Genomic DNA, 17,968 nt, shown 5'->3' with positions numbered 1-17,968 from the left:
GTGCTATCCTACAGATTGGTTTGTCCTGAGGGGCAATGTTGGCTTTTTCACTTTTCGACAAATAGCTCGTATATGATATTTATTTCACTTTTTAGACGTCAGAAAGAGATTTCCATTGGCTGATCAAGGTCTGAAATTTCTCGATTTCCGCAAGAACATTCGTTGATTTCAACATTATGATCAACAGGATAACTTCTTTTTCTGCCCTGACCCACCCAAAATGCACCATGTCAATCAGGTCGTACCGAGTCAGGTCGAAATGAAGTTTTCCCGTGTATTCTTTCTTGGCGCTGAGTAATGCGTTGATCAGTAATCTTTGAAAGAGCAGGTCTTTTACCTTATTTTCTGGAGGCAATGCCACGTCGTCTCTTCCACGCCATATCGTCAACTGCCCGTCTTCAATGAAAAGAGCTGCAACTACGTGCTCGTTTGCGTCCATTATTTCTTTCAAAAGAGTATCGGCAAGCATACGAAATCCTCTTCTGCAATGTCTGGTTTCCCATTCCCTAACTCGGTGTGAATTTTTATCTTAATGCCCAGTTTCATATATTTTGAAATTAGTTTATTATACTAGAAATATCTTTTTAACATAAAATATCTATTTTACATAATTATCATAAAAAATTTATACCCATACTAAATGTAAAGAGCTCTTTAAAGACACGATCGATGCGTTTTCTATTACTTCACCATGGCAGTAAACTTCCCGGCATCGCGGCGCAGAAAAAAAGTTCAATAAGCCAAGCCTCAAGAAGCAGCACAGGTTGAGGCAGCCGCCGCTCCTTACGCGTTTTGACCCGGAGACAAGCGTCAACAGCGGCCAGGTCTTTCTCTGGGAAAAGTCGGGGCAGGCATGGTACGGCATACACGCAGACAAGGTGGTAAAGTTTTCAAACCAGGATGGCGTGCTCGTCTTCGAGTCGTTTCCGGAAGAAAAAGACGTGGAGCGCAGCATGTTCCGGCTTGACGACGACACCGACGCTATATTTGCAGAGATTGCCAGGGACCCGCTCGTGCAAAAACTGGTTGCATCTTATCCGGGGCTCAGGCTCATGAGGCAGGACCCTGTGCAGTGCATCATCTCGTTTGCGTGCGCAAGCAACACCAACATACCCATGATACGGAGGATGCTTGGCGCGCTGTCAAGAAAGTACGGCCAGAAGGTAGTCGCCGACGGCAAAGAGTTTCACACTTTTCCTTCGGTGCAGGCGCTTCACAAAACTTCTGAAAGCGAGCTTCGCGCCTGCGGCCTGGGCTACAGGGCAAAGGCGATAAAAGCGGCGGCAGGGGCGATGGCAGACGGCTCGCTTGATCTTGATTACCTTAAAAAAGCAGATTACGGCGAGGCCAGGGCCGAACTGCTAAAGGTGCACGGAATCGGCCCCAAAATAGCAGACTGCATACTGCTCTTTTCGCTGGACAAGCTGGACGCCTTTCCAATAGACGTCTGGATAGCGCGCGCACTTGCAAGCCACTACGGCTGGCTTGCCGGTAAGAAAATGAGCGAAAAGAAGCTGACCGGACGCCAATATATCGAAGTATCGGAAGCCGCGCGCAGGTACTTTGGCAGGTACGCGGGCTATGCACAGCAGTTCCTCTACTACCACATGAGGCAGGACGCGGGCAGAAAGTGGTAGTACAGATACTCTCTATTGCGTCAGGTCGATTATGGTCCTCTTTATGACCATCTTGGCCTGCGGCGAAACGTTGTACATTTCAAGCACGGCCGCAGGGTCGCGTATCAGGCTGTTTCGGAATTCGGGCTCGCTGGCTGCCTTGAGCAGGATCTCGCTTATTATCTCTGCTTCCCTCTCTTTGGGCTCCAAGCATTTACCGTCAAAGAGCAGGAAGTATTTAATCCTAGTGCACAATTTATGCATCAAAAAAATGATTGTTGTTTGAAAAGTATTGTTGACTTGCCGTTATAAAGCAATTTCATGATTTTTCTTGGTAGAAAAAAGCATTGGCAGTAGGTATAGAGCTCGTAGGAGACCTGGGGTATCTGCTTTTGTTGTGCTCCGGCATCGGCGCGCTGGCCTACATATTCAAGCAGCCGATGATCCTCGGCTTTCTTGTCGCCGGCATCCTCATCGGCCCTTTTGGGCCGTTCAAGCTCATCCAGAACACAGAGATGCTCAACAGCTTCACTGACATCGCCATCGTGCTCCTCCTCTTTGGCGTCGGCCTCTCGTTCCCGCTCAGGCAGCTTCGCGCAATAGGCAAGATAGGGACAGGCATCGCAGTCATTGAAGTGCTTGCCATGCTTGGAATCGGTTTTGCTGTGGGCGCGGGCTTTGGGTGGTCGTTCTACGACTCGATGTTTCTTGCAGCAGCCCTTTCCATCAGCTCCACCGCGATAATCGTCAAGGTGCTCGAAGACATGGGCAAGATGGAGGCGACATCTTCGATACTCATGATAGGCGTCCTCGTCATAGAGGACCTGGTCGCAGTCGTCATGATAAGCGCCATGCACGCCGGCGTGGCCAGCGGCTCGTTTGACTTTGTGCAGATCCTTGTGACAATCGGCCAGATAGGGCTCTTCATCGGAGGAACTATTGCCGCCGGCGTCATCCTCATGCCCAAGATCTTTGCGCTAATTGCAAAGCTGGAGCGCTACGAGGTAACGGTCATGTTTGCCCTTGGCACCGCCTTTGGGTTTGCGTTTCTCTCGCACGAACTTGGCTTTTCTGCCGCCACGGGCGCGTTCCTTGCCGGCGTCATCATCGCCGGCACAAGGTTTTCAGAGCAGGTGTCAAACCTCATTACTCCCACCCGGGAGATATTTACCGCGATATTTTTCGTGACGATTGGCGCGCTAATGGACTTGTCGATGATCTCGCTTTTCTGGGTGCCCGTTGCAATAATTACCGCAGTCACGGTGCTTGGCAAGATGGGCGCTGTCTATGCCGGCGTCAGGGTGTTTGGCTTTGAAAAGACGTTTGCAATAGGCATCGGCCTGAGCATGGCGCAGCTGGGCGAGTTTTCGTTCATCGTGCTCAAGACTGGCCAGGATCTTGGCGTGGTAAGCCCGTTCCTGTTCCCCATAGTGGGCATGGTAGTCGCGCTCACCACTTTTGTAGGGCCCATGCTTGTGAAGCTGGGCACAAGGGCAGTCGCCGTCTACGAATAGCTACTATATCCCAAGTTCCGGAAACGATGCCTGCTTTACTCCAAGCTCGCCCTGCAGGGTGCGTATCTTGGTCGCGTACTCTTTCATCTTGGCGCTGTCTCCCTGCACCTTGGCTATCTTGTATCCCCTCCATGCCTTTTTCAGGGCCCCCCACGTCTGGCCCTTTGTAAAGTTGCCGCGAGAACTCATGATATGTCTCAAGCAAGCGTCATGCGAGCATGGATATAAGATTTGTTAACGAATGTTAACCAGAGTTGTGATTGGAAAAAGGAAAAAGTGGGTGGAGGCACAAAGCCTCCGGGTTGTTGCCTCCTATTCTGTCACGTACGCCCTCTCGCCGTGCTGCGCAAGGTCGAGGCCGACTTCCTCTTCCTTTGGCGTCACGCGGATTCCACCGGGCCAGACCACGTCCATGATCTTGATTATGACAGCCGTCAGGCCCATAGCCCATGCGAGTGCGGCAAACGCGCCGACCGCGTTTTCGTAGAGCTGGGCAGGGTTGCCAAATGCAAGGCCATTGTCTCCCCACGATGTGAACCTCTTTTCCGCAAAGATGCCAGTCAGGATTGCGCCTGCAAGACCGCCGACTCCGTGCACGCCCCATGTGTCAAGGGCATCGTCCCACTTGCGCTTGTTCTTGAACGCGACTGCCGCGTAGCACACAATCGAGGCAATTATGCCTATGATTATCGCAGACATGGGCGACACAAAGCCGGATGCCGGCGTGATGGCCACGAGGCCTGCCACTGCACCGGATGCCGCGCCGATTGTTGACGGCCTTCCAGTGTGGGCCCACGATATGAGCGCCCATGTAACTGCGGCCATGCCTGTTGCAATCTGCGTTGCTACGAACGCGCTGCCGGCGTTTGTTGCTGCCGCGCCAGCAGAACCTGCGTTAAAGCCGAACCAGCCTACCCAGAGCAGGGCTGCACCGAGCACCACAAGTGAGATGTTGTGCGGCTCCATCGGGACCTTGCCATAGCCCAGCCTGCGTCCGAGCATGAGGGCAATGACAAGGCCGGACCAGCCTGACGTGATGTGGATGACAGTTCCGCCTGCAAAGTCAAGCGAGCCAAGGCATCCCGTCCAGCCAAAGCCACAGTAGCCAGGGTTCATGCCATAGTTGTCCGGTACCGCTATCTGCCACGTCCAGTGGGCGGCAAAGTCGTAGACGAATGTTGCCCATATCACTATGAAGATGATGAACGCGCTGAACTTCATGCGCTCTGCCACTGACGCCACGATAAGCGCTGGCGTGATGATGGCGAACATCATCTGGAATACCATGAATGTCGTGTGCGGGATGGTGATCGCGTACTGGCTTGATGGAACGTCATGGAGCACGTTCTGCAGGCCTGCCCAGTCAAGCGTCCCGATAAAGCCATAGCCGCCTGCGTCAGGGCCGAATGCAAGGCTGTATCCCCAGAGAACAAACTGTATGCCGATCACGCCTGTGGTGATGAACACCATGTGCAGCGTGTTTACCGCGTTCTTTTGCCTTGCAAGGCCGCCGTAAAAGATTGCGAGGCCCGCAGGAGTCATCATGAGCACGAGCGCCGAAGATGTCAGCATCCACGCGTGGTCACCCGTGTTTATCTCACAGGGCACCAGGTTCTGGCTGCCGTCTTCGCCCGTCTGGATCACAAATGTGCCGTCCTCGTTTGTCTGCCAGCAGTGATATGGCACGGCAGGGTCATCTGGAGCGTATGCAAAGGCGCTGCCGGTATAACCGACCGCCACCAGCGCCATTACAACTGCAGCCAGACTTGCCAGGCCGAGCCTGAAACTAAGTAAAGACTTTGCTTTACTGTCTGCATTCATGGAGGTCAGAGCAATGAGGTTTGAATAAAAGCATTTAGTTAAATTTTCCAACGCTTGCAAGTATTTTGAATTATCTTGAAATGCAAGCAATTATCAAAAAGCTAATTTATTCGCTATTTATCGTAGTTTTTCAATTTTATGATACAGTTCTTTATATCAGGGCCACGCACGGCCCGCGTCCTCGAACATAAATATATGTGTGCGAGCGGTGTGTGTAGTGAACAAGTGGCCGGCCTAAATATCGATTCTGCGGTACGGGACTGGCAAGACTGCGTGGTCAGGCACGTGGTGTCAGGAGACGATCCTACAAAACTTGCCGAACACGCGCTCAACCTTGCAAGGATACTTGCGTACCCGGACCTTGACGTGAACGCGACTCTGGCCAGCATCGACGGGATGGGAGCAAAGATTGCGCACACGCTGAAAAGCAAGGGCATAACCAGGCCGACCCTGATAATCGGGCAGATAAACGAGTACCTGTTCAACGACCAGAAGTTCAGGCCAAACACGGACGACTATTACAACCCGCTCAACAGCTACCTCAACGTAGTGCTCGAGCGCAAGGTGGGAATCCCGATAACGCTTTCAATCCTTTACATGCGCATTGCGCAGGGCGCAGGGTTTCCCATGCTCCCCGTGAACTTTCCGGCGCATTTTCTGGCAAAGCACGTGATGGAGGGGGACAACGGCGAGATAATCGTCGACCCGTTCAACGGCGGCAGGATAATGGACGACTATGCGCTAAAGGCGCTCCTTGAGCGCTCGTACCCGCACCAGAACATCGCCATGACGCACGCGTTCGTGGAAAAGGCCACGAGCGCACAGGTGATGACCAGGATGCTCAACAACCTGAAGAGCAGCTACTACGAAGCGCAGGACATGGAGCGCTACGAGGTCGCAAACGAGATGGTGCTTGCCATTGACCAGTACAACCCTGACGCAATACGCGACAAGGGAGTCGTGCTCCTGAAGAAGGGCAGGACGGAAGAAGCGCTTGACGCTCTGAACGCGTACCTCGAAGTCGACCCCGAGGCAGAGGACGCAGACGACGTGCTGGACGTCATCAGGCAGATTAGGGAAGGCACGTACGGAAAAAAGAAAGGAGAAGAAGAAGAGAAGCAGGGGTAGCAGCAAATTGCAGGCCAAGTACCTGATAACAGGCATCGCCCTTGTCGCGGTAGGAGGAGGCCTTGCCCTTTTCCTCAACTTCCAGGGCTATTCGTGCCTTTCGCAGCTTGCAGGCGTCGACCGCTCGACGTACCCGCCGGCCGCCCTTGACGAACTTGAGCGCAACTGCTTTATCATCACAAACTCGTACGTCTATTCGCTGTTTGCAGCAGTCGCCGGCGCCATAGTGCTTGCCGTGGGATACAAGAAAAGGCGCGATAACCCATAAAAGCTTCTGCCTCTTGCAGATATGTACATACACATACAGACATGTCATCGTCGTCATCAAGGCTGCCCGTCGTGGATTCGCTTGAAAAAGTAGCAGGCGAGGTCACGGGCTGCCCGAAATGCAAGCTGGCAAGGACGAGAAAGAACGCGGTGCCCGGCGAGGGCCAGCTTTCCGCAAAGGTGATGTTCGTGGGCGAGGCTCCAGGGAGGAGCGAGGACGAGAAAGGCAGGCCGTTTGTGGGCGCCGCAGGAAAGATTCTTGACGAGATGCTTGCCAAGGCAGGCATCTCGCGCTCGCAGGTTTTTATCACAAATGTGGTAAAGTGCAGGCCGCCGAACAACCGCGTGCCTGAAGACGACGAGGTGCAGGCGTGCACGCCCTACCTCGAGCGGCAGATCGCCCTCATCAGGCCCCGGATCATCTGCATACTTGGCCGGACCGCATACTCGTCCATCCTCGGCGGCGGGTCTATAACCGCAAACAGGGGCAAGATAATCGAAAAAGCTGGCCAAAAGTACTTTCTGACAATACACCCAGCCGCCGCGATATACAACAGGAGCATGCTTTCGCTCCTTGAAGCAGACCTGAAAAAGCTGGCAAAGGAAATCGACGGGGCGGAAGGGAGAGGCGAGTCGCTGGAGGATTTCATGTAGAGTATGATGACCCTTGCAAGGTCGTTCTACCAGAGGCCCACCGCAGAAGTCGCAAGGGACCTGATAGGCAAGGTGCTGGTGCGCAGCCTGAACAGCCACAGGCTGTCAGGCGTCATAGTAGAGACGGAGGCGTACGGCCACGCAGACGACCCCGCAAGCCACGCCTGCCGCGGCATGACCGAGAGGAACAGGGTGATGTATGGAGAGGCAGGGATTGCGTACGTGTATTTCACGTACGGCAACCACCACTGCGTAAACGTCTCTGCAAGAAACGGCGCGCCGGCAGGCGCGGTGCTAATCCGGAGCATCGAGCCGGTGGACGGCATCGAGGCGATGAAGAGTCTGCGCGGGCTTGACAACTTTTATTTGCTCACAACCGGCCCGGGCAGGCTGGCGCAGGCCATGAACATAACCCGCAGGCAGAACGGCGCAGACATGACCAGTCCGGATTCGGAAATCAGGATCGAGGACGGCCCCGCAAGGCAGACGATAATATCCACTGCAAGAATAGGGATAAGCAGGGCCACAGACGTGCAGTGGCGCTTTATCGACCCGTCAAGCGCTTTTCTCTCAAGAAAAAGGGCAAGGCCAGCTAGCTTGCAGGTAAAATAGAGCTCCTTGACCTGTTTTTTACCGCATTTTTTGAGCAAGGTCATGCAACAAGGACCAACATCGGCATCAGCAGCTACTACTACATACCACATTACAATGGACGACGAAAAACTCGGAATAAAGCCAGAGATCCTGTTCCGGATTTACGGCCAGATAGAGGCGCAGGCCAAGGATTCCGCGCCCTTGCACATCAGAAACGAGTTGCGCATATCGCAGGACGCAAGGATAAAGACGAGGTTCTACATCGCGGTGTCTGACAGGATGGCGCAGTACCTGATAGCAGCCGTGCAAAAGCAGGCCAGCGGCGACGCAAGCGGCCTGAGGTCGTACTTTTACAAATTGCAGGAGCAGCTCATGGGCCAGATGTTTGCCGGCGCCAAGGACACCATCAACATCTCGCTCAAGTAGCAGTAGTAGTACTAGCCATCTTGCGCTCTATCGAGCGCTCGTACACGCGCTCGATGGCAGCAAGCATTTTTTTCCCATTCGCTTTTGTTTTCAGCATGGCTGCTATTGACGAGCCGCCTGCGCCCACGCCTTCCTTTACAAACCCCCTTGCAAACGCCTGCAGACCCGGCTTGCTTGATTTTTCAAGGCGCAGGTCGCACGCAAGGACCGGGACTTTTGGCGACACCTGCTTTACAAGGCCAGCAAGGTCAGCAGAGCTGTCTTTTGCGACATAGATGGTAGTTCCGATGCATACATCGTCGGTAAGCGGGATTGAAAGCCCCTTCATGACGGCAAGTACCGCGGACATTTGCGTGCCGCCGGCAAGCATGACCTTGGCTCCCGCCTCCAGCGCGCCGGCGGAAATGCCGGCGACGGAGGGCATCATCGGGTCGCCCACCAGTGACATTGCTTCAAGTGCCGCCGGCGCTTTTTCGGCGGCAGAAATGCGGGCACGCTCTAGTGCCGATTTGACAGTCTTGTTTTTCAGGCCGTGGGGGTTTTCCGGCATGCTGCTGCTGACCTTGAACAGCGCGTCGATGCCGAGGGCGCTCAGGACCGCAAGCGCAGTCGTGGTTCCTCCGGGTATGCTCTCCCCTATCACGACAAGGTCCGACGAGCGCGCAAGCTGCCTGCCAAGCGCGTGGCCGTACTCAAGCGCCCTTTTTGCGTCTGACACGTCCATCGCGTTTTCCTGTGTAATGTTGCCGCCGGGCTTGACGCCAAAAGATACGCAGGGGATGTCCGGCCTGACCTTTGTCCCGGCGTCGACGACAAGAAACGGGATCCCGGCAAGCTCCAGCGCGGCCTTTGTTATCACCGCGGGGGTTGGCTTGCCGTCTGGAGTAGCGGGGACGCCGGGGATGCACCTGCAGTAGCCATAGTGCAGAAACTCGGCGTCTGCCGGCGACGTGTACTTCACAAGCTCAGGGTTTGCGCCGGCTACTGTCAGCCCGGGGATCTCGCTTGTGGCGGTGTGCGAGATCACGCAGCAAAAGAACGGGTTTTTTGCAGCAGAAAAAAACTTGCTTGCCGAATGTCTTGGCCCGATTATGTCCTTCCCTCCTATCATCTAGTCACCGGAGCCCATGAACTCTAGGAACTCTTGCTTTGTGCGCGGCGACAGGACATAGTTGAATTTTTTCTCGTGGCCTATGGTTGATGTCGGCTTTTGCCCGTAGTCATGGCCGGGGTACATCACGAGGCTTTCGTCAAGTTTGGCCACCTTGCCAAACAGGCTGTCGTACATCTCGGCAGGGTCGCTTCCTGGCAGGTCTGTCCGGCCGCAGTTGCCTACAAAGAGCGTGTCGCCGGTAAAGACGAGCTTGCCGTCAAGCACGAGGCACATGCTGTCCTTCGAGTGGCCCGGCGTGTGCACCACCCGCAGGGATATGCTGCTGCCCACCTTTATCGTGTCACCGTCTTCCACCTCGATGTCGCGCTCCAGCATAGACGCCTTGTGCTGCACTATCTTTGCCCCCGTCACCTTGGCAACCTGCTCGTTGCCAAGCACGTGGTCAAAGTGCGAGTGCGTGTTTATGACGTACTTGGCAGTCCAGCCGTTCTTTTTCAGCGCGTCAAATACCTTGTCAAGGTCCCAGGACGGGTCAATGACTGCGGCCTCGTCGGTTTCTTCATCGTCTGCAATGATGTACGTAAAGTTGGCCATCTGGCCTACCGGTATCTGCAGCACCTTCACAGGACACCACGCTCCGCTTCGGGCGGTATGCCTATCCACTCGACGCGCACAGGCCCTGTGTATTTTCTTGCACCTTTTGTTACAAGCCCCTTTTTCATGCGGTGGAACGTTATAGTGGCGTCAGCCCTGACGACCTTGTCATAGACAGAGCCTGTGTTCGGGTCAAGGCCGGAAGGAACATCGATGGCAAGGACGTATGCCTTTTTTGACTTGTTTATCGCATCTATTGCTGACGCATGCGGGTCTTTGATCTCGCGCTTTATGCCGGTGCCAAATATGCCGTCAAGGATAATGTCTGCAGAGAGGATCTTTTTTCGCACCGCGTCGCTCACCTCTTTTCCAAAGATGATTTCGACAGAGTCCATCTTTTCGACTATGCCCCAGTTGAGCTTGGCTTCCTCGCTCTTGATGTCAGATGGGCTTCCAAGCAGGACCACCGACGTCTTGGCCCCATAGCCGGCAAGGTGGCGCACCGCGACAAGGCCATCGCCCCCATTGTTGCCGGTGCCGCACACGGCGACTATTTTCTTGTTCTTTAGCTGCTGCTTGAACTTGCCTGTGATAAAATCAGAGATGCCGTGGCCGGCGTTTTCCATCATCAAGAACCGGCGCATGCCAATTCCGCTGTGGCCATTTTCCTCTATGCTATACATCTGATCCGAAGTGATGGCTGCCGCTGCCCCGCCTTTCTTCTTCATCGGAAATCCATATCCCTCACGGCAACATAAAAACTAACTTAAGAAAGTAATTTTGCACGCGAAAAACGCCGCGTTTACCGATCCGAGCGGTAGCGCATCAGTCTCACCCTCAACCTCAATGGTAACAAGCCCGCGTCGCATAGTTCTCATATTTTGTGTGAGCTGGCACTGCCATAGCAGGAGTTTATAGTACTTATGCCGTTATGATATAACAAAGTTATATTTAGACCAGCTCATAGAGTTTTTAGATCTAAAGTACCCATTTTAAGTACCCTTTTAGCAACCGCCATCGAAAGCACTGCGCCGATGGCACAGATACCTTTGCTGATACCAAAAGAAGTCGAAGTACAACGGCTGAAAAAGATCTACATCATGGTCATAGTACTGGCCCAGATAGCACTATCCGTGGAGATAGACAACTTTGTCGACGGCTCGCTGCACCAGACGTCCATACGCGACTCGGCCTTCACGCCGGCCCACTGGTGGCTGTACAGCCACTTTATCGCGCTGCCAGTCGGCTGGGGCATGGTGGCCATGTACGACAGAAGGGTTCCAGTCCTCAGGGGCCCCGGCAACTCGATGAACACGGGCTTGAAGATAACCATCATCGGCTACCTTGCCACGATGTTCACTGTCGGGGTCAACGAGATGTGGCACTTCTGGATGGTCGAGGAGATCTTTTCCGTACCGAACCACTGGATGTTCAACATGGGTGTCGTAGTGGCATTCATGGGCGCCTTGGCGTACGTGGTGAGGGTGTACGCAAGGATGGTGGAGCTGCAGCAGGAGACTCCGGCCAAGAACCCGTACGTGGCAGAGATGTACAAGCTGGCGCTGGAAGGAAAACTGTACAGCAGGTCGATACCGTAAGCGATTTCTCCAAGAACCCCTCTCTCTATTTTTTCTTTTTCCCAAGAAATTCCTTCAGGTCGTCGCTGATGTTTGCCACGTCGCCGAGGGTGAGCTGGTCCAGCGCGTCACCCCTTATCCAGACGATGTAACCATCATTGTCCACGATTATCGCTTTGGAGCGCTCCAGGTATTTCAGAACCACGTTTATCTTGTACGGGTCCATCGACGGAAGGAGTGTCCGCAGGTCGCGGAGCTTGGGGTAGCCGCTGTTGTTGCCAAAATTTCGGATTGCAGAAAGGAACGTCTCTACTTCTTGCTCGGTTATCTCGTTTCTTGGGCGGGCCTTTCTGTCCGGCTTGTTCCTTCTGCGCTTCATTCGGGTCAGAGCGGGAATTCAAGCGTCGACTTTTCAAGTTTCAGGACAGGCACATAGAGCGACTGGGCGTCGGTGCCGATGCCCTCTACGTAGGCATAGTCGCCGGAGAGCCTCTTGAGCTGGATGAATTTCTTGGGCGGCTTGTTCCCTTGCACGAAATAGTGGACGGTGGCGTTTCCGACAGTTCCCGTCTGTATAAAAAGCACGTGCTTGCCGCCGTGGTTGATGTAGTAGAGCATCGGGATCACCCCCAGCATCGACTGCGCCGAGTAGATTATCACCTTGAGCATGTCGTCAAGATCTTCGTATTTCAGGTAGACCAGTTCTGGCACGGCATGGGTATGCCTAGAATGCAATATTTCCTTTTTGCATGAATGTTTGTAGCCTTGCCTGCGCGGCCTTCACGTATTCTTTGCTTGTATCATATCCTACAAAGTGCCGGCCTGCCTTCAGCGCGGCTATGCAGGATGAGCCGATGCCGCAGAACGGGTCAAGGACAACATCGCCGGCAAACGTGTACAGCTGGATGCACCTGTATGGCAATTCAACGGGAAAGGGCGCAGGGTGCCCCACCTTCCTTGCGGACTCGGCCTGGAACTCCCACACGCTTTTCGTGTACTGCAGGAACTCTTCCTTGGAGATCGTGTTTTTGCCTGTTGGCCTCCTTGAAAACGATCCCTTGGAAAATACCAGCACGTATTCGTGCACGTCGCGAAGCGTGGGGTTTGACGCGGACTGCCAGCTGCCCCACGCAGTGGAGGCGCCGGCGCTGGAGCCTTTGTCCCATATCACCTCGCCGCGCATCAGAAACCCGCACGCAAGCATGTCCTGGATGATAAAGCTGTGGAGTGGTATGTACGGCTTGCGGCCAAGGTTTGCCACGTTGATGCACGCCCTCCCGCCGTCTGCAAGCACGCGGTAAAGCTCGCTAAACACGCTTTTCAAGAGCTGGCGGTACTGCTCCATCGTCAGGTCGCCGTCGTACTCTTTTCCCACGTTGTATGGGGGCGACGTGACGGCAAGGTGGACGCTTCTGTCAGGCAGCTCGTCCATCTTCTCGCTGCTTTTGCAGAATATCCTATCAAGCGCTTGTGCAGGCACGCTGTTGCTTTCCGGCATGCCGGCGCCTCTGCCGTTGTCATCGTCGCCGTCGCCGGAGTAATATAGTCGGCGCGAGTAGAACTGCGACGAGTCGTGGCTTTCCCGCCGGGACACCCCAAAGTCACTCGTCCTTGTCGGGGGCGCGCGCTTGTTCTTCTTGTCCTTTCTTGTGCCTGCTGCCGCCATATGCGCCTTTGCCGCGCGTCCCGCGCTATAAAGATGACGCTCCAGCCAATGGTGGTTTTGTATATAATATGCCTCTATGACGCGGTTTCACGAGGCTTTTATCCAGTGGATCGAAAATTGCTCTTGGAACTTGGGAATCAGATGGCATCATTAGCTGCAAAAGCGGTGCTTGCAATCGCGGTCATCCTTTCAGGGGCGCTGCTACTGCAGGCCGCGCATGCGCAACAGCCGCCTGGCAATAATAAAAAGTTCGCCGTCGCGCTGTCCGAAATGCTTGTAACAGCCGACGCGGCGTCCAAGGGATTTTCCATGAAAAAGAGCGTTTCAGACAATGTGTCAGTCAAGGATGCGACGTCAAAGAGCGTGGAAAAGCCCATCCGCAAGTCGATTGTCACAAAGGTAACAATCAAGGATTCGATACGCAAGACCCTTGTGCACGATATTCACGTATCCAGGTCCATGTTTGAGCAGTTCTCGTTGAAAGACACGGTAAAGGGCCCAAGCGTAGCTGCAATAGCAGAATCCCTCCGTGTCCGCGAGCGCCCGCTCTTGTCAGGAGCCGTACTCCCGCCTGCCCCGCCGCATCTGTCCGTGCTTGGAGGGGGAGAAGGAGGGCAAAAGACGTTCCACTCGGACAGGGACGACTCGGTCGCAATAGCGTTCCACTCGTCTTCGGCAGGCACGTACAGGGTCGACATAGAGAACGCGGCAGGCGACACGGTAGCGACCTTGACAGGAGCGATGGTGGCAGGCGAGAACCAGGTAAAGTGGACCGGCGTGGACTTGGAGGGCAAGGCAGCGCCTTCAGGCACGTACACCTACTACATCACCGCAAAGAACGGCTCCGGAACGAGAAGCGCTCCAAGCGGGGGAGACGGCAAGATAGTGGTTGCTGCCGACGGCGACGGTTCGGGCGTGCCCATCTTTCCCGGCAGGCAGGATCTTCAAATCCCGTTCATGGAGCTGCTGCCCATAGCATTGCCGGTGGCTGCGGCAGGAGGCGTAGCAGCGGCATTTCTCATCAGCAAGATGAGGAAGAAAAAGCTGGTGCTGTACTTGCCCCCGGACGCCGCGCCGGTCATTGACGACATCAGGCAAAAGTACCCCGGCGCGACCGTCGAGGACTATATGAGCCCAAGTGAGCAGAGCCCAAGCCGGTACATGGGCGTCGTCATAGCCGACTCTAAAGAGTCCAACGACGAATGGATTTCAGGCATCATAGCCAAGGCCAAACAGCTTGCCGGCGTCGACTCGATAAACCTGAGCTACCGCGGCAAGATGCGGTCCGTGTAGATTATATTCTGCGCAGGCGCGCCTGCGCCCGTGGCCGAGAACTCGACAAGGCACATCGACACGCTGCGCGAGATGGAAGCCTACAAGCGCCAGTACCAGGTGCGCTGCAGCCACCACGAGCTGGAATACTCGTCAAAGGAAAAGCGAATCACGTGCGCCGTGTGCGGCAAGGTCTGGACGTTTGTACAGGAGCGCGGATACTCCGAGGTAAAGCAGGTCTTTTCAGCCGAGCGCGACGGCTACATCCCGATGCGCTGAAAAAAGTGTTTTTATCCCACACTGCAAACTTTCATCACGTGGCGATGATGATAACAACATTCCAGCTGCAGCTTCAGGAGCTCAAAAAGGCAGGCAGCAGGGAGGACAGGATGAACCTCTACCGCAGGTATTTTGCCTCAAGCAGGTACAACCGCCTGCTCATCCAGCAGGTGCTGATAAGGTCGGCAGGCAATCCCCTGCTTGAAAAAGAGGTTGTCTCCATGGAAAAGGAGCACAACCTAGATTATGCAAAGACGGTCGAGCGGGTGAAAAAGTGGGGCTATTATGAAGAGTTCCTTGCGGCAGTAAAGGAGGAGGACGACGCGCTTGTGCGCATAATAGAGGCGTACGACAAGCGCATGAGGACTAGTAACAGCTAGCCCCGCACAGTCTCGACCACGATCTCGCGCTTGAACGCTGCCCGGCAATAGTTGTGGACGTGCGTATAGTCGTCTATCCTGCCGCACTGGCCGCATTCCCAGCTCACGTGCTCGCGGCATCCCATGCAGAACGAATGCGGGGTCAAGTAGGCGCCGCACTCGCGGCACGATTGCTTGTTGTACATGTCCTTTGGAAACGTATGCCGGCAGGTTATTTCAGGCCAAGTGTGAGCTGTTGTATATTTGCAAGTAAAATTGTAGAATCATAAGTATTAGTGTGGATTTTGCAAGAAACAAGGTACCTCAAATGAAAATTCGTCAAGTGCCTAATACGCAAAATAATATACCGGCACCGATAACAGCCTTTCCGTGGCAATCAAGAAGATCAAGTGCGACTGCGGCAAGTTCATCGAGTACACCGACCGCGTCGTCGGCGGCCAGAACGCCCAGAGCGGCACGCTCGTGTGCTCCAAGTGCGGCAAGGAGCACCAGATAACCTTTCTTGGCTTTCTGAGCGAGATAAAGAACGCCAGCCTAAAGCGGTAGAGCCTCTTCTTCTAGAGCGGTATCCTTTTAGATATCCTGCCTCTGAGCTGGCCTGATGAACAGGTACCTCATTATTGCGCTTGCCATCGCCGCCAGCGCGGTGCTTGCAGTGAGCACCGTCACGGCGACGACGATGGCGGCAAAGGACCAGAGCGTTGCACAGTCGCTAGGAGCTAGCATGAAGCACAGGGAGTACAAGAACGGCGTGTTCAAGGTAATGGCAGGAGGAGGCGGGGCGACTGCGCCCTTGACAAAGTTCTTCCCGACCAAGGCCACGATAAAGGTGGGTGAAAGCGTCACGTGGGTCAACCCGACGAGGGTGGGCGAGCCGCACACCGTGACGTTTATCCTGAACCAGACGCAGTGGGCAGACCTCGAAGCTCCATTTGTCGTCAACAATTCGACGGGCATCACCCCGCTTGCGCCGGGTAACTCGCAGCCAGTAACCATCTCAGGACCCAACGGCGCCACGGCGATGATAGGAGCAAACGCAAGGGCCTACTTGCCTGTCGCGATTGCATCCGACGGCACCGCAATGCCGATGCCGCCAAACGCCAACTACACCATGGTCGGCACAGAGCAGTACGTCAACTCGGGCTTTATCTGGCCAAATGGCATGGCTCCGGAAGGACTCCCACCTATCGACACATTCACGGTCAAGTTCGAGAAGGCAGGGACGTACGACTATATCTGCATACTGCACCCGTGGATGGCAGGCCAGGTAGCAGTCAACTAACCAACCAAGGGCTAACGCCCTTTTTCTTATTTTTTGAAAAAAGATAAAGAGAGAGAAAATATTCTGGGGCCCGCAGTTTTTGTGCGGTTGCTGAGATTATTCTGCCTAGCGCCTTTTTGGCCTGGACTTGGCCGTGGCTTTGGCCGCCTTCTTTTTCCGGGCAGGCTTTGGCGCTGCAGCGCTCTTGATCTTGGCGACGCGCTTTTGCAGTTGCGCTATCTGCGACACGAGCTTTTTGTTCTGCGCCGTCATCTCCCTTGCATGGCCTGCGTTTTCTTTTTCGGCCCTTTTGAGCGAGTCAAGCACCTGGCCGAGCATCTTGTTGGTCTTTTCAAGGACCCTGGCGTTCTTTTTTATCCTCGACAGCGCCTGAGCTATCATGGCCTCCTCGTTGGTCACGGTGCGCTCTGGCAGAGGCATCGACGACGACGGCTGCTGTTCTTGTGTTGTTTCGGTCACTTGCTCTGCGACCCCGGCAGATTCTGCAGTTGCCGGCGGCATTTCCGAGTCTCCTTCTGTAGTGGACATATATGGGCTGTGGTAGAATGCGCTATCTAAAATCATTTACTGCAACGCATCATAATTTGCCAACCAGCACAAGAATTATTTCAATTGCTATCAGGACGACGATTATTGCTTCCAGCATCAGCATCGTCCTGTCCATCTTTATGAACCGGGTGTTCTGGAGGGAATCGTAGACCATAGTATAGATTTCCCCCAGCCTGTCGAGTTTTCTTGTCACGGAATCGGCCAGGTCCTGCACTTCAAACACCTCGCCCAGGGTCTCGCACAGAGAAGAGAATATCCGGGCCCTTGGGCTCCCCCTGGCGACCTTCATGGCCGAGACTATCTCTAAAAGCTCCAGCCTCATCAGGTGGATGTCGTTTATCCTCTCGCCCAGCTCGCGGTCGGCCTTGAACTCGGCCTTGGCAAGAATGTCGTATGACTTGCCGAGCATGTCGTCAAGGAGCGAGTCGTAAACCCTGAGCTGGAGCTTTTGGAGGAGGTAGAGCTCTGCCGCCCTTGGCACGGGAAAAGCCTCTACGTTCTTTGCAAAGCCAAACGCCCCACGAATGTCCGCGATAAAAAAGTTGTCCCGGTATGCATAGCGGTTATTGTCAAATATCTCATCCACCTCTTCCATGCAGAGCCTCTCAAAGGGCTCCTTTCTTATCAGGCCGACTATCTCCTTCCTGCTTTTTTCGATCAGGCCCCTGTCGCCCTCCCTGACCATGACAAGCCTGTACCTCTCTTCATAGTCTATGCTGGCATACGGGCTTGTTATGAAGGGCTTGATGTCTTCCTTTATCCTGCGGGCAAGGTCTCTGGCAAACTCTGCCATTGGAATAGTAGTAGAAGAAGAAGTAGAAGAAGAGGAAGTGGAGGAAGATGCGCCCTGCGAGACTACCGCCAGTACCCCGCTGCTGCCGACATTACCACTGCCGCTGCCACTACCGCCACCATCATCGCCTTCTGCCCTTGAAATAATCTCTAGCGTTTGGGCAAAATCCCTGTTCCTTACCGGCACGTTTATCCGGACGAGGATTCCCCCTATGGAAAAGACCTTGATCTCCACGCTTGACTTTATCCCGAAGACCTCCACCGCGTCCTTGGCCACGATCCTGACGCCCTCCTCTATCCACGAGGCTCCCGGAACCTTCTCCCTGCAGGCCCTTCCATACTCGCCCAGCCTCCCCTCCAGATCCTTTGGCTGGACCTCCCCTCCAATGTCCGAGACATATATGAATACGAGCTCGCCTTCCTGAATCATTAAAAAAATCTGT

26 protein-coding genes are annotated in these 17,968 nt (G+C 54.5%); 13 read left to right on the top strand and 13 right to left on the bottom strand.

The genetic code is table 11. The features are described 5' to 3' along the window. Positions 1–91: 91 nt before the first annotated feature. Positions 92–469, bottom strand: coding sequence for a hypothetical protein (locus NVIE_RS01205; protein ID WP_075053655.1), 378 nt, complete (start codon positions 467–469; stop codon positions 92–94). A gap of 295 nt (positions 470–764) precedes the next feature. Between NVIE_RS01205 and NVIE_RS01200 the strand changes: the two genes are divergently transcribed. Next, complete coding sequence (locus tag NVIE_RS01200) at positions 765–1,637, top strand: DNA-3-methyladenine glycosylase family protein (protein ID WP_075053654.1); 873 nt, start codon at positions 765–767, stop codon at positions 1,635–1,637. A 12-nt stretch (positions 1,638–1,649) separates the two neighbouring features. On the opposite strand, the gene NVIE_RS15100 is transcribed toward NVIE_RS01200, so the two are convergent. Next, positions 1,650–1,826, bottom strand: coding sequence for a hypothetical protein (locus NVIE_RS15100; RefSeq protein ID WP_158435027.1), 177 nt, complete (start codon positions 1,824–1,826; stop codon positions 1,650–1,652). A gap of 137 nt (positions 1,827–1,963) precedes the next feature. Between NVIE_RS15100 and NVIE_RS01195 the strand changes: the two genes are divergently transcribed. After that, a complete protein-coding gene (locus tag NVIE_RS01195) occupies positions 1,964–3,130 on the top strand; it encodes a cation:proton antiporter (protein WP_075053653.1) in 1,167 nt (388 codons plus the stop codon). Positions 3,131–3,133: 3 nt separating this feature from the next. Here NVIE_RS01195 and NVIE_RS01190 read toward each other — a convergent pair whose 3' ends face one another. Both NVIE_RS01190 and NVIE_RS01185 read right to left on the bottom strand, forming a co-directional pair. Further along, complete coding sequence (locus tag NVIE_RS01190; RefSeq protein ID WP_075053652.1) at positions 3,134–3,319, bottom strand: hypothetical protein; 186 nt, start codon at positions 3,317–3,319, stop codon at positions 3,134–3,136. Positions 3,320–3,442: 123 nt separating this feature from the next. Next, positions 3,443–4,879 carry an ammonium transporter gene (locus tag NVIE_RS01185; RefSeq protein ID WP_144239394.1) on the bottom strand — a complete coding sequence of 479 codons (1,437 nt, stop codon included), beginning with the start codon at positions 4,877–4,879 and terminating at the stop codon, positions 3,443–3,445. Positions 4,880–5,176: 297 nt separating this feature from the next. Here NVIE_RS01185 and NVIE_RS01180 point away from each other — a divergent pair, with 297 nt between their 5' ends. Genes NVIE_RS01180 through NVIE_RS01160 form a run of 5 tightly spaced genes read left to right on the top strand, consistent with a single transcriptional unit; the run spans position 5,177 to position 8,020 of the window. Then, the gene (locus NVIE_RS01180; RefSeq protein WP_158435026.1) at positions 5,177–6,079 is read left to right on the top strand and encodes a SirB1 family protein; all 903 of its coding nucleotides are present in this window, start codon (positions 5,177–5,179) and stop codon (positions 6,077–6,079) included. Between the two features lie 7 nt (positions 6,080–6,086). Beyond that, entirely contained in the window at positions 6,087–6,347 is a 261-nt protein-coding gene (locus tag NVIE_RS01175) for a hypothetical protein (protein WP_075053649.1), read from the top strand. A 41-nt stretch (positions 6,348–6,388) separates the two neighbouring features. Further along, positions 6,389–7,000: a uracil-DNA glycosylase gene (locus NVIE_RS01170; RefSeq protein WP_075053648.1), complete on the top strand. Its 612-nt coding sequence runs from the start codon at positions 6,389–6,391 to the stop codon at positions 6,998–7,000. A 3-nt stretch (positions 7,001–7,003) separates the two neighbouring features. Next, the gene (locus tag NVIE_RS01165) at positions 7,004–7,612 is read left to right on the top strand and encodes a DNA-3-methyladenine glycosylase (RefSeq protein WP_075053647.1); all 609 of its coding nucleotides are present in this window, start codon (positions 7,004–7,006) and stop codon (positions 7,610–7,612) included. Positions 7,613–7,642: 30 nt separating this feature from the next. Next, positions 7,643–8,020, top strand: coding sequence for a hypothetical protein (locus tag NVIE_RS01160; protein WP_227717424.1), 378 nt, complete (start codon positions 7,643–7,645; stop codon positions 8,018–8,020). Here NVIE_RS01160 and cobT read toward each other — a convergent pair. The 3 genes from cobT to NVIE_RS01145 are packed head-to-tail and all read right to left on the bottom strand — an operon-like array spanning position 8,013 to position 10,456. After that, positions 8,013–9,131 carry a nicotinate mononucleotide-dependent phosphoribosyltransferase CobT gene (cobT, locus tag NVIE_RS01155; protein ID WP_075053645.1) on the bottom strand — a complete coding sequence of 373 codons (1,119 nt, stop codon included), beginning with the start codon at positions 9,129–9,131 and terminating at the stop codon, positions 8,013–8,015. The genes NVIE_RS01160 and cobT overlap by 8 nt on opposite strands. Further along, entirely contained in the window at positions 9,132–9,758 is a 627-nt protein-coding gene (locus tag NVIE_RS01150; protein ID WP_075053644.1) for an MBL fold metallo-hydrolase, read from the bottom strand. Continuing rightward, complete coding sequence (locus NVIE_RS01145; protein WP_075053643.1) at positions 9,755–10,456, bottom strand: NAD(P)H-hydrate epimerase; 702 nt, start codon at positions 10,454–10,456, stop codon at positions 9,755–9,757. Before NVIE_RS01145 ends, NVIE_RS01150 begins: the two co-directional genes overlap by 4 nt. A gap of 306 nt (positions 10,457–10,762) precedes the next feature. Between NVIE_RS01145 and NVIE_RS01140 the strand changes: the two genes are divergently transcribed. After that, positions 10,763–11,326, top strand: a complete 564-nt coding sequence (locus NVIE_RS01140; RefSeq protein ID WP_075053642.1) for a methane monooxygenase/ammonia monooxygenase subunit C — start codon at positions 10,763–10,765, stop codon at positions 11,324–11,326. A 25-nt stretch (positions 11,327–11,351) separates the two neighbouring features. Here the strand turns inward: NVIE_RS01140 and NVIE_RS01135 are convergent, their stop codons facing one another. From NVIE_RS01135 to NVIE_RS01125, 3 genes are read right to left on the bottom strand one after another with little or no spacing between them, the layout of a single operon-like run. After that, the gene (locus NVIE_RS01135) at positions 11,352–11,684 is read right to left on the bottom strand and encodes a hypothetical protein (RefSeq protein WP_075053641.1); all 333 of its coding nucleotides are present in this window, start codon (positions 11,682–11,684) and stop codon (positions 11,352–11,354) included. Between the two features lie 5 nt (positions 11,685–11,689). Continuing rightward, positions 11,690–12,016: a hypothetical protein gene (locus tag NVIE_RS01130; protein WP_075053640.1), complete on the bottom strand. Its 327-nt coding sequence runs from the start codon at positions 12,014–12,016 to the stop codon at positions 11,690–11,692. Between the two features lie 13 nt (positions 12,017–12,029). Continuing rightward, on the bottom strand, positions 12,030–12,971 hold the full coding sequence (locus NVIE_RS01125; RefSeq protein WP_075053639.1) for a DNA-methyltransferase: 942 nt from the start codon (positions 12,969–12,971) through the stop codon (positions 12,030–12,032). A gap of 123 nt (positions 12,972–13,094) precedes the next feature. Here NVIE_RS01125 and NVIE_RS01120 point away from each other — a divergent pair, with 123 nt between their 5' ends. Genes NVIE_RS01120 through NVIE_RS01110 form a run of 3 tightly spaced genes read left to right on the top strand, consistent with a single transcriptional unit; the run spans position 13,095 to position 14,902 of the window. Next, entirely contained in the window at positions 13,095–14,264 is a 1,170-nt protein-coding gene (locus NVIE_RS01120) for a FlgD immunoglobulin-like domain containing protein (RefSeq protein WP_158435025.1), read from the top strand. Between the two features lie 30 nt (positions 14,265–14,294). Beyond that, positions 14,295–14,522 carry a hypothetical protein gene (locus NVIE_RS01115; RefSeq protein WP_075053637.1) on the top strand — a complete coding sequence of 76 codons (228 nt, stop codon included), beginning with the start codon at positions 14,295–14,297 and terminating at the stop codon, positions 14,520–14,522. A gap of 44 nt (positions 14,523–14,566) precedes the next feature. Next, a complete protein-coding gene (locus tag NVIE_RS01110) occupies positions 14,567–14,902 on the top strand; it encodes a hypothetical protein (RefSeq protein ID WP_075053636.1) in 336 nt (111 codons plus the stop codon). Here NVIE_RS01110 and NVIE_RS01105 read toward each other — a convergent pair. Continuing rightward, positions 14,899–15,087, bottom strand: a complete 189-nt coding sequence (locus NVIE_RS01105) for a hypothetical protein (protein WP_075053635.1) — start codon at positions 15,085–15,087, stop codon at positions 14,899–14,901. The two genes, NVIE_RS01110 and NVIE_RS01105, sit on opposite strands and share 4 nt — an antisense overlap. 184 nt (positions 15,088–15,271) lie before the next feature. Between NVIE_RS01105 and NVIE_RS15095 the strand changes: the two genes are divergently transcribed. Together NVIE_RS15095 and NVIE_RS01100 are read left to right on the top strand one after the other, a co-directional pair. After that, entirely contained in the window at positions 15,272–15,448 is a 177-nt protein-coding gene (locus NVIE_RS15095; RefSeq protein WP_158435024.1) for a hypothetical protein, read from the top strand. Positions 15,449–15,503: 55 nt separating this feature from the next. Then, positions 15,504–16,184: a cupredoxin domain-containing protein gene (locus NVIE_RS01100; RefSeq protein WP_075053634.1), complete on the top strand. Its 681-nt coding sequence runs from the start codon at positions 15,504–15,506 to the stop codon at positions 16,182–16,184. 105 nt (positions 16,185–16,289) lie between these two features. On the opposite strand, the gene NVIE_RS01095 is transcribed toward NVIE_RS01100, so the two are convergent. Beyond that, positions 16,290–16,712, bottom strand: a complete 423-nt coding sequence (locus tag NVIE_RS01095) for a hypothetical protein (RefSeq protein WP_075053633.1) — start codon at positions 16,710–16,712, stop codon at positions 16,290–16,292. Between the two features lie 49 nt (positions 16,713–16,761). Then, on the bottom strand, positions 16,762–17,955 hold the full coding sequence (locus NVIE_RS01090) for an RMD1 family protein (RefSeq protein WP_075053632.1): 1,194 nt from the start codon (positions 17,953–17,955) through the stop codon (positions 16,762–16,764). Positions 17,956–17,968 lie beyond the last annotated feature (13 nt).

The sequence above is a fragment of the Nitrososphaera viennensis EN76 genome, from assembly GCF_000698785.1.
Taxonomy (GTDB): Archaea; Thermoproteota; Nitrososphaeria; order Nitrososphaerales; family Nitrososphaeraceae; genus Nitrososphaera; species Nitrososphaera viennensis.
The sequence above is the reverse complement of the archived record's forward strand: the minus strand, read 5'-3'. Positions and strand labels throughout refer to the sequence as shown.

Coding starts and splice junctions, on each gene's coding strand:
- NVIE_RS01165 (WP_075053647.1), top strand. CDS start 7,004: ATGATGACCCTTGCAAGGTCGTTCTACCAGAGGCCCACCGCAGAAGTC.
- NVIE_RS01100 (WP_075053634.1), top strand. CDS start 15,504: ATGAACAGGTACCTCATTATTGCGCTTGCCATCGCCGCCAGCGCGGTG.
- NVIE_RS01205 (WP_075053655.1), bottom strand. CDS start 469: ATGCTTGCCGATACTCTTTTGAAAGAAATAATGGACGCAAACGAGCAC.
- NVIE_RS01105 (WP_075053635.1), bottom strand. CDS start 15,087: ATGTACAACAAGCAATCGTGCCGCGAGTGCGGCGCCTACTTGACCCCG.
- NVIE_RS01095 (WP_075053633.1), bottom strand. CDS start 16,712: ATGTCCACTACAGAAGGAGACTCGGAAATGCCGCCGGCAACTGCAGAA.
- NVIE_RS01090 (WP_075053632.1), bottom strand. CDS start 17,955: ATGATTCAGGAAGGCGAGCTCGTATTCATATATGTCTCGGACATTGGA.
- NVIE_RS01145 (WP_075053643.1), bottom strand. CDS start 10,456: ATGAAGAAGAAAGGCGGGGCAGCGGCAGCCATCACTTCGGATCAGATG.
- NVIE_RS01110 (WP_075053636.1), top strand. CDS start 14,567: ATGATGATAACAACATTCCAGCTGCAGCTTCAGGAGCTCAAAAAGGCA.
- cobT (WP_075053645.1), bottom strand. CDS start 9,131: ATGATAGGAGGGAAGGACATAATCGGGCCAAGACATTCGGCAAGCAAG.
- NVIE_RS01140 (WP_075053642.1), top strand. CDS start 10,763: ATGGCACAGATACCTTTGCTGATACCAAAAGAAGTCGAAGTACAACGG.
- NVIE_RS01125 (WP_075053639.1), bottom strand. CDS start 12,971: ATGGCGGCAGCAGGCACAAGAAAGGACAAGAAGAACAAGCGCGCGCCC.
- NVIE_RS01190 (WP_075053652.1), bottom strand. CDS start 3,319: ATGAGTTCTCGCGGCAACTTTACAAAGGGCCAGACGTGGGGGGCCCTG.
- NVIE_RS01170 (WP_075053648.1), top strand. CDS start 6,389: ATGTCATCGTCGTCATCAAGGCTGCCCGTCGTGGATTCGCTTGAAAAA.
- NVIE_RS01185 (WP_144239394.1), bottom strand. CDS start 4,879: ATGGCGCTGGTGGCGGTCGGTTATACCGGCAGCGCCTTTGCATACGCT.
- NVIE_RS01135 (WP_075053641.1), bottom strand. CDS start 11,684: ATGAAGCGCAGAAGGAACAAGCCGGACAGAAAGGCCCGCCCAAGAAAC.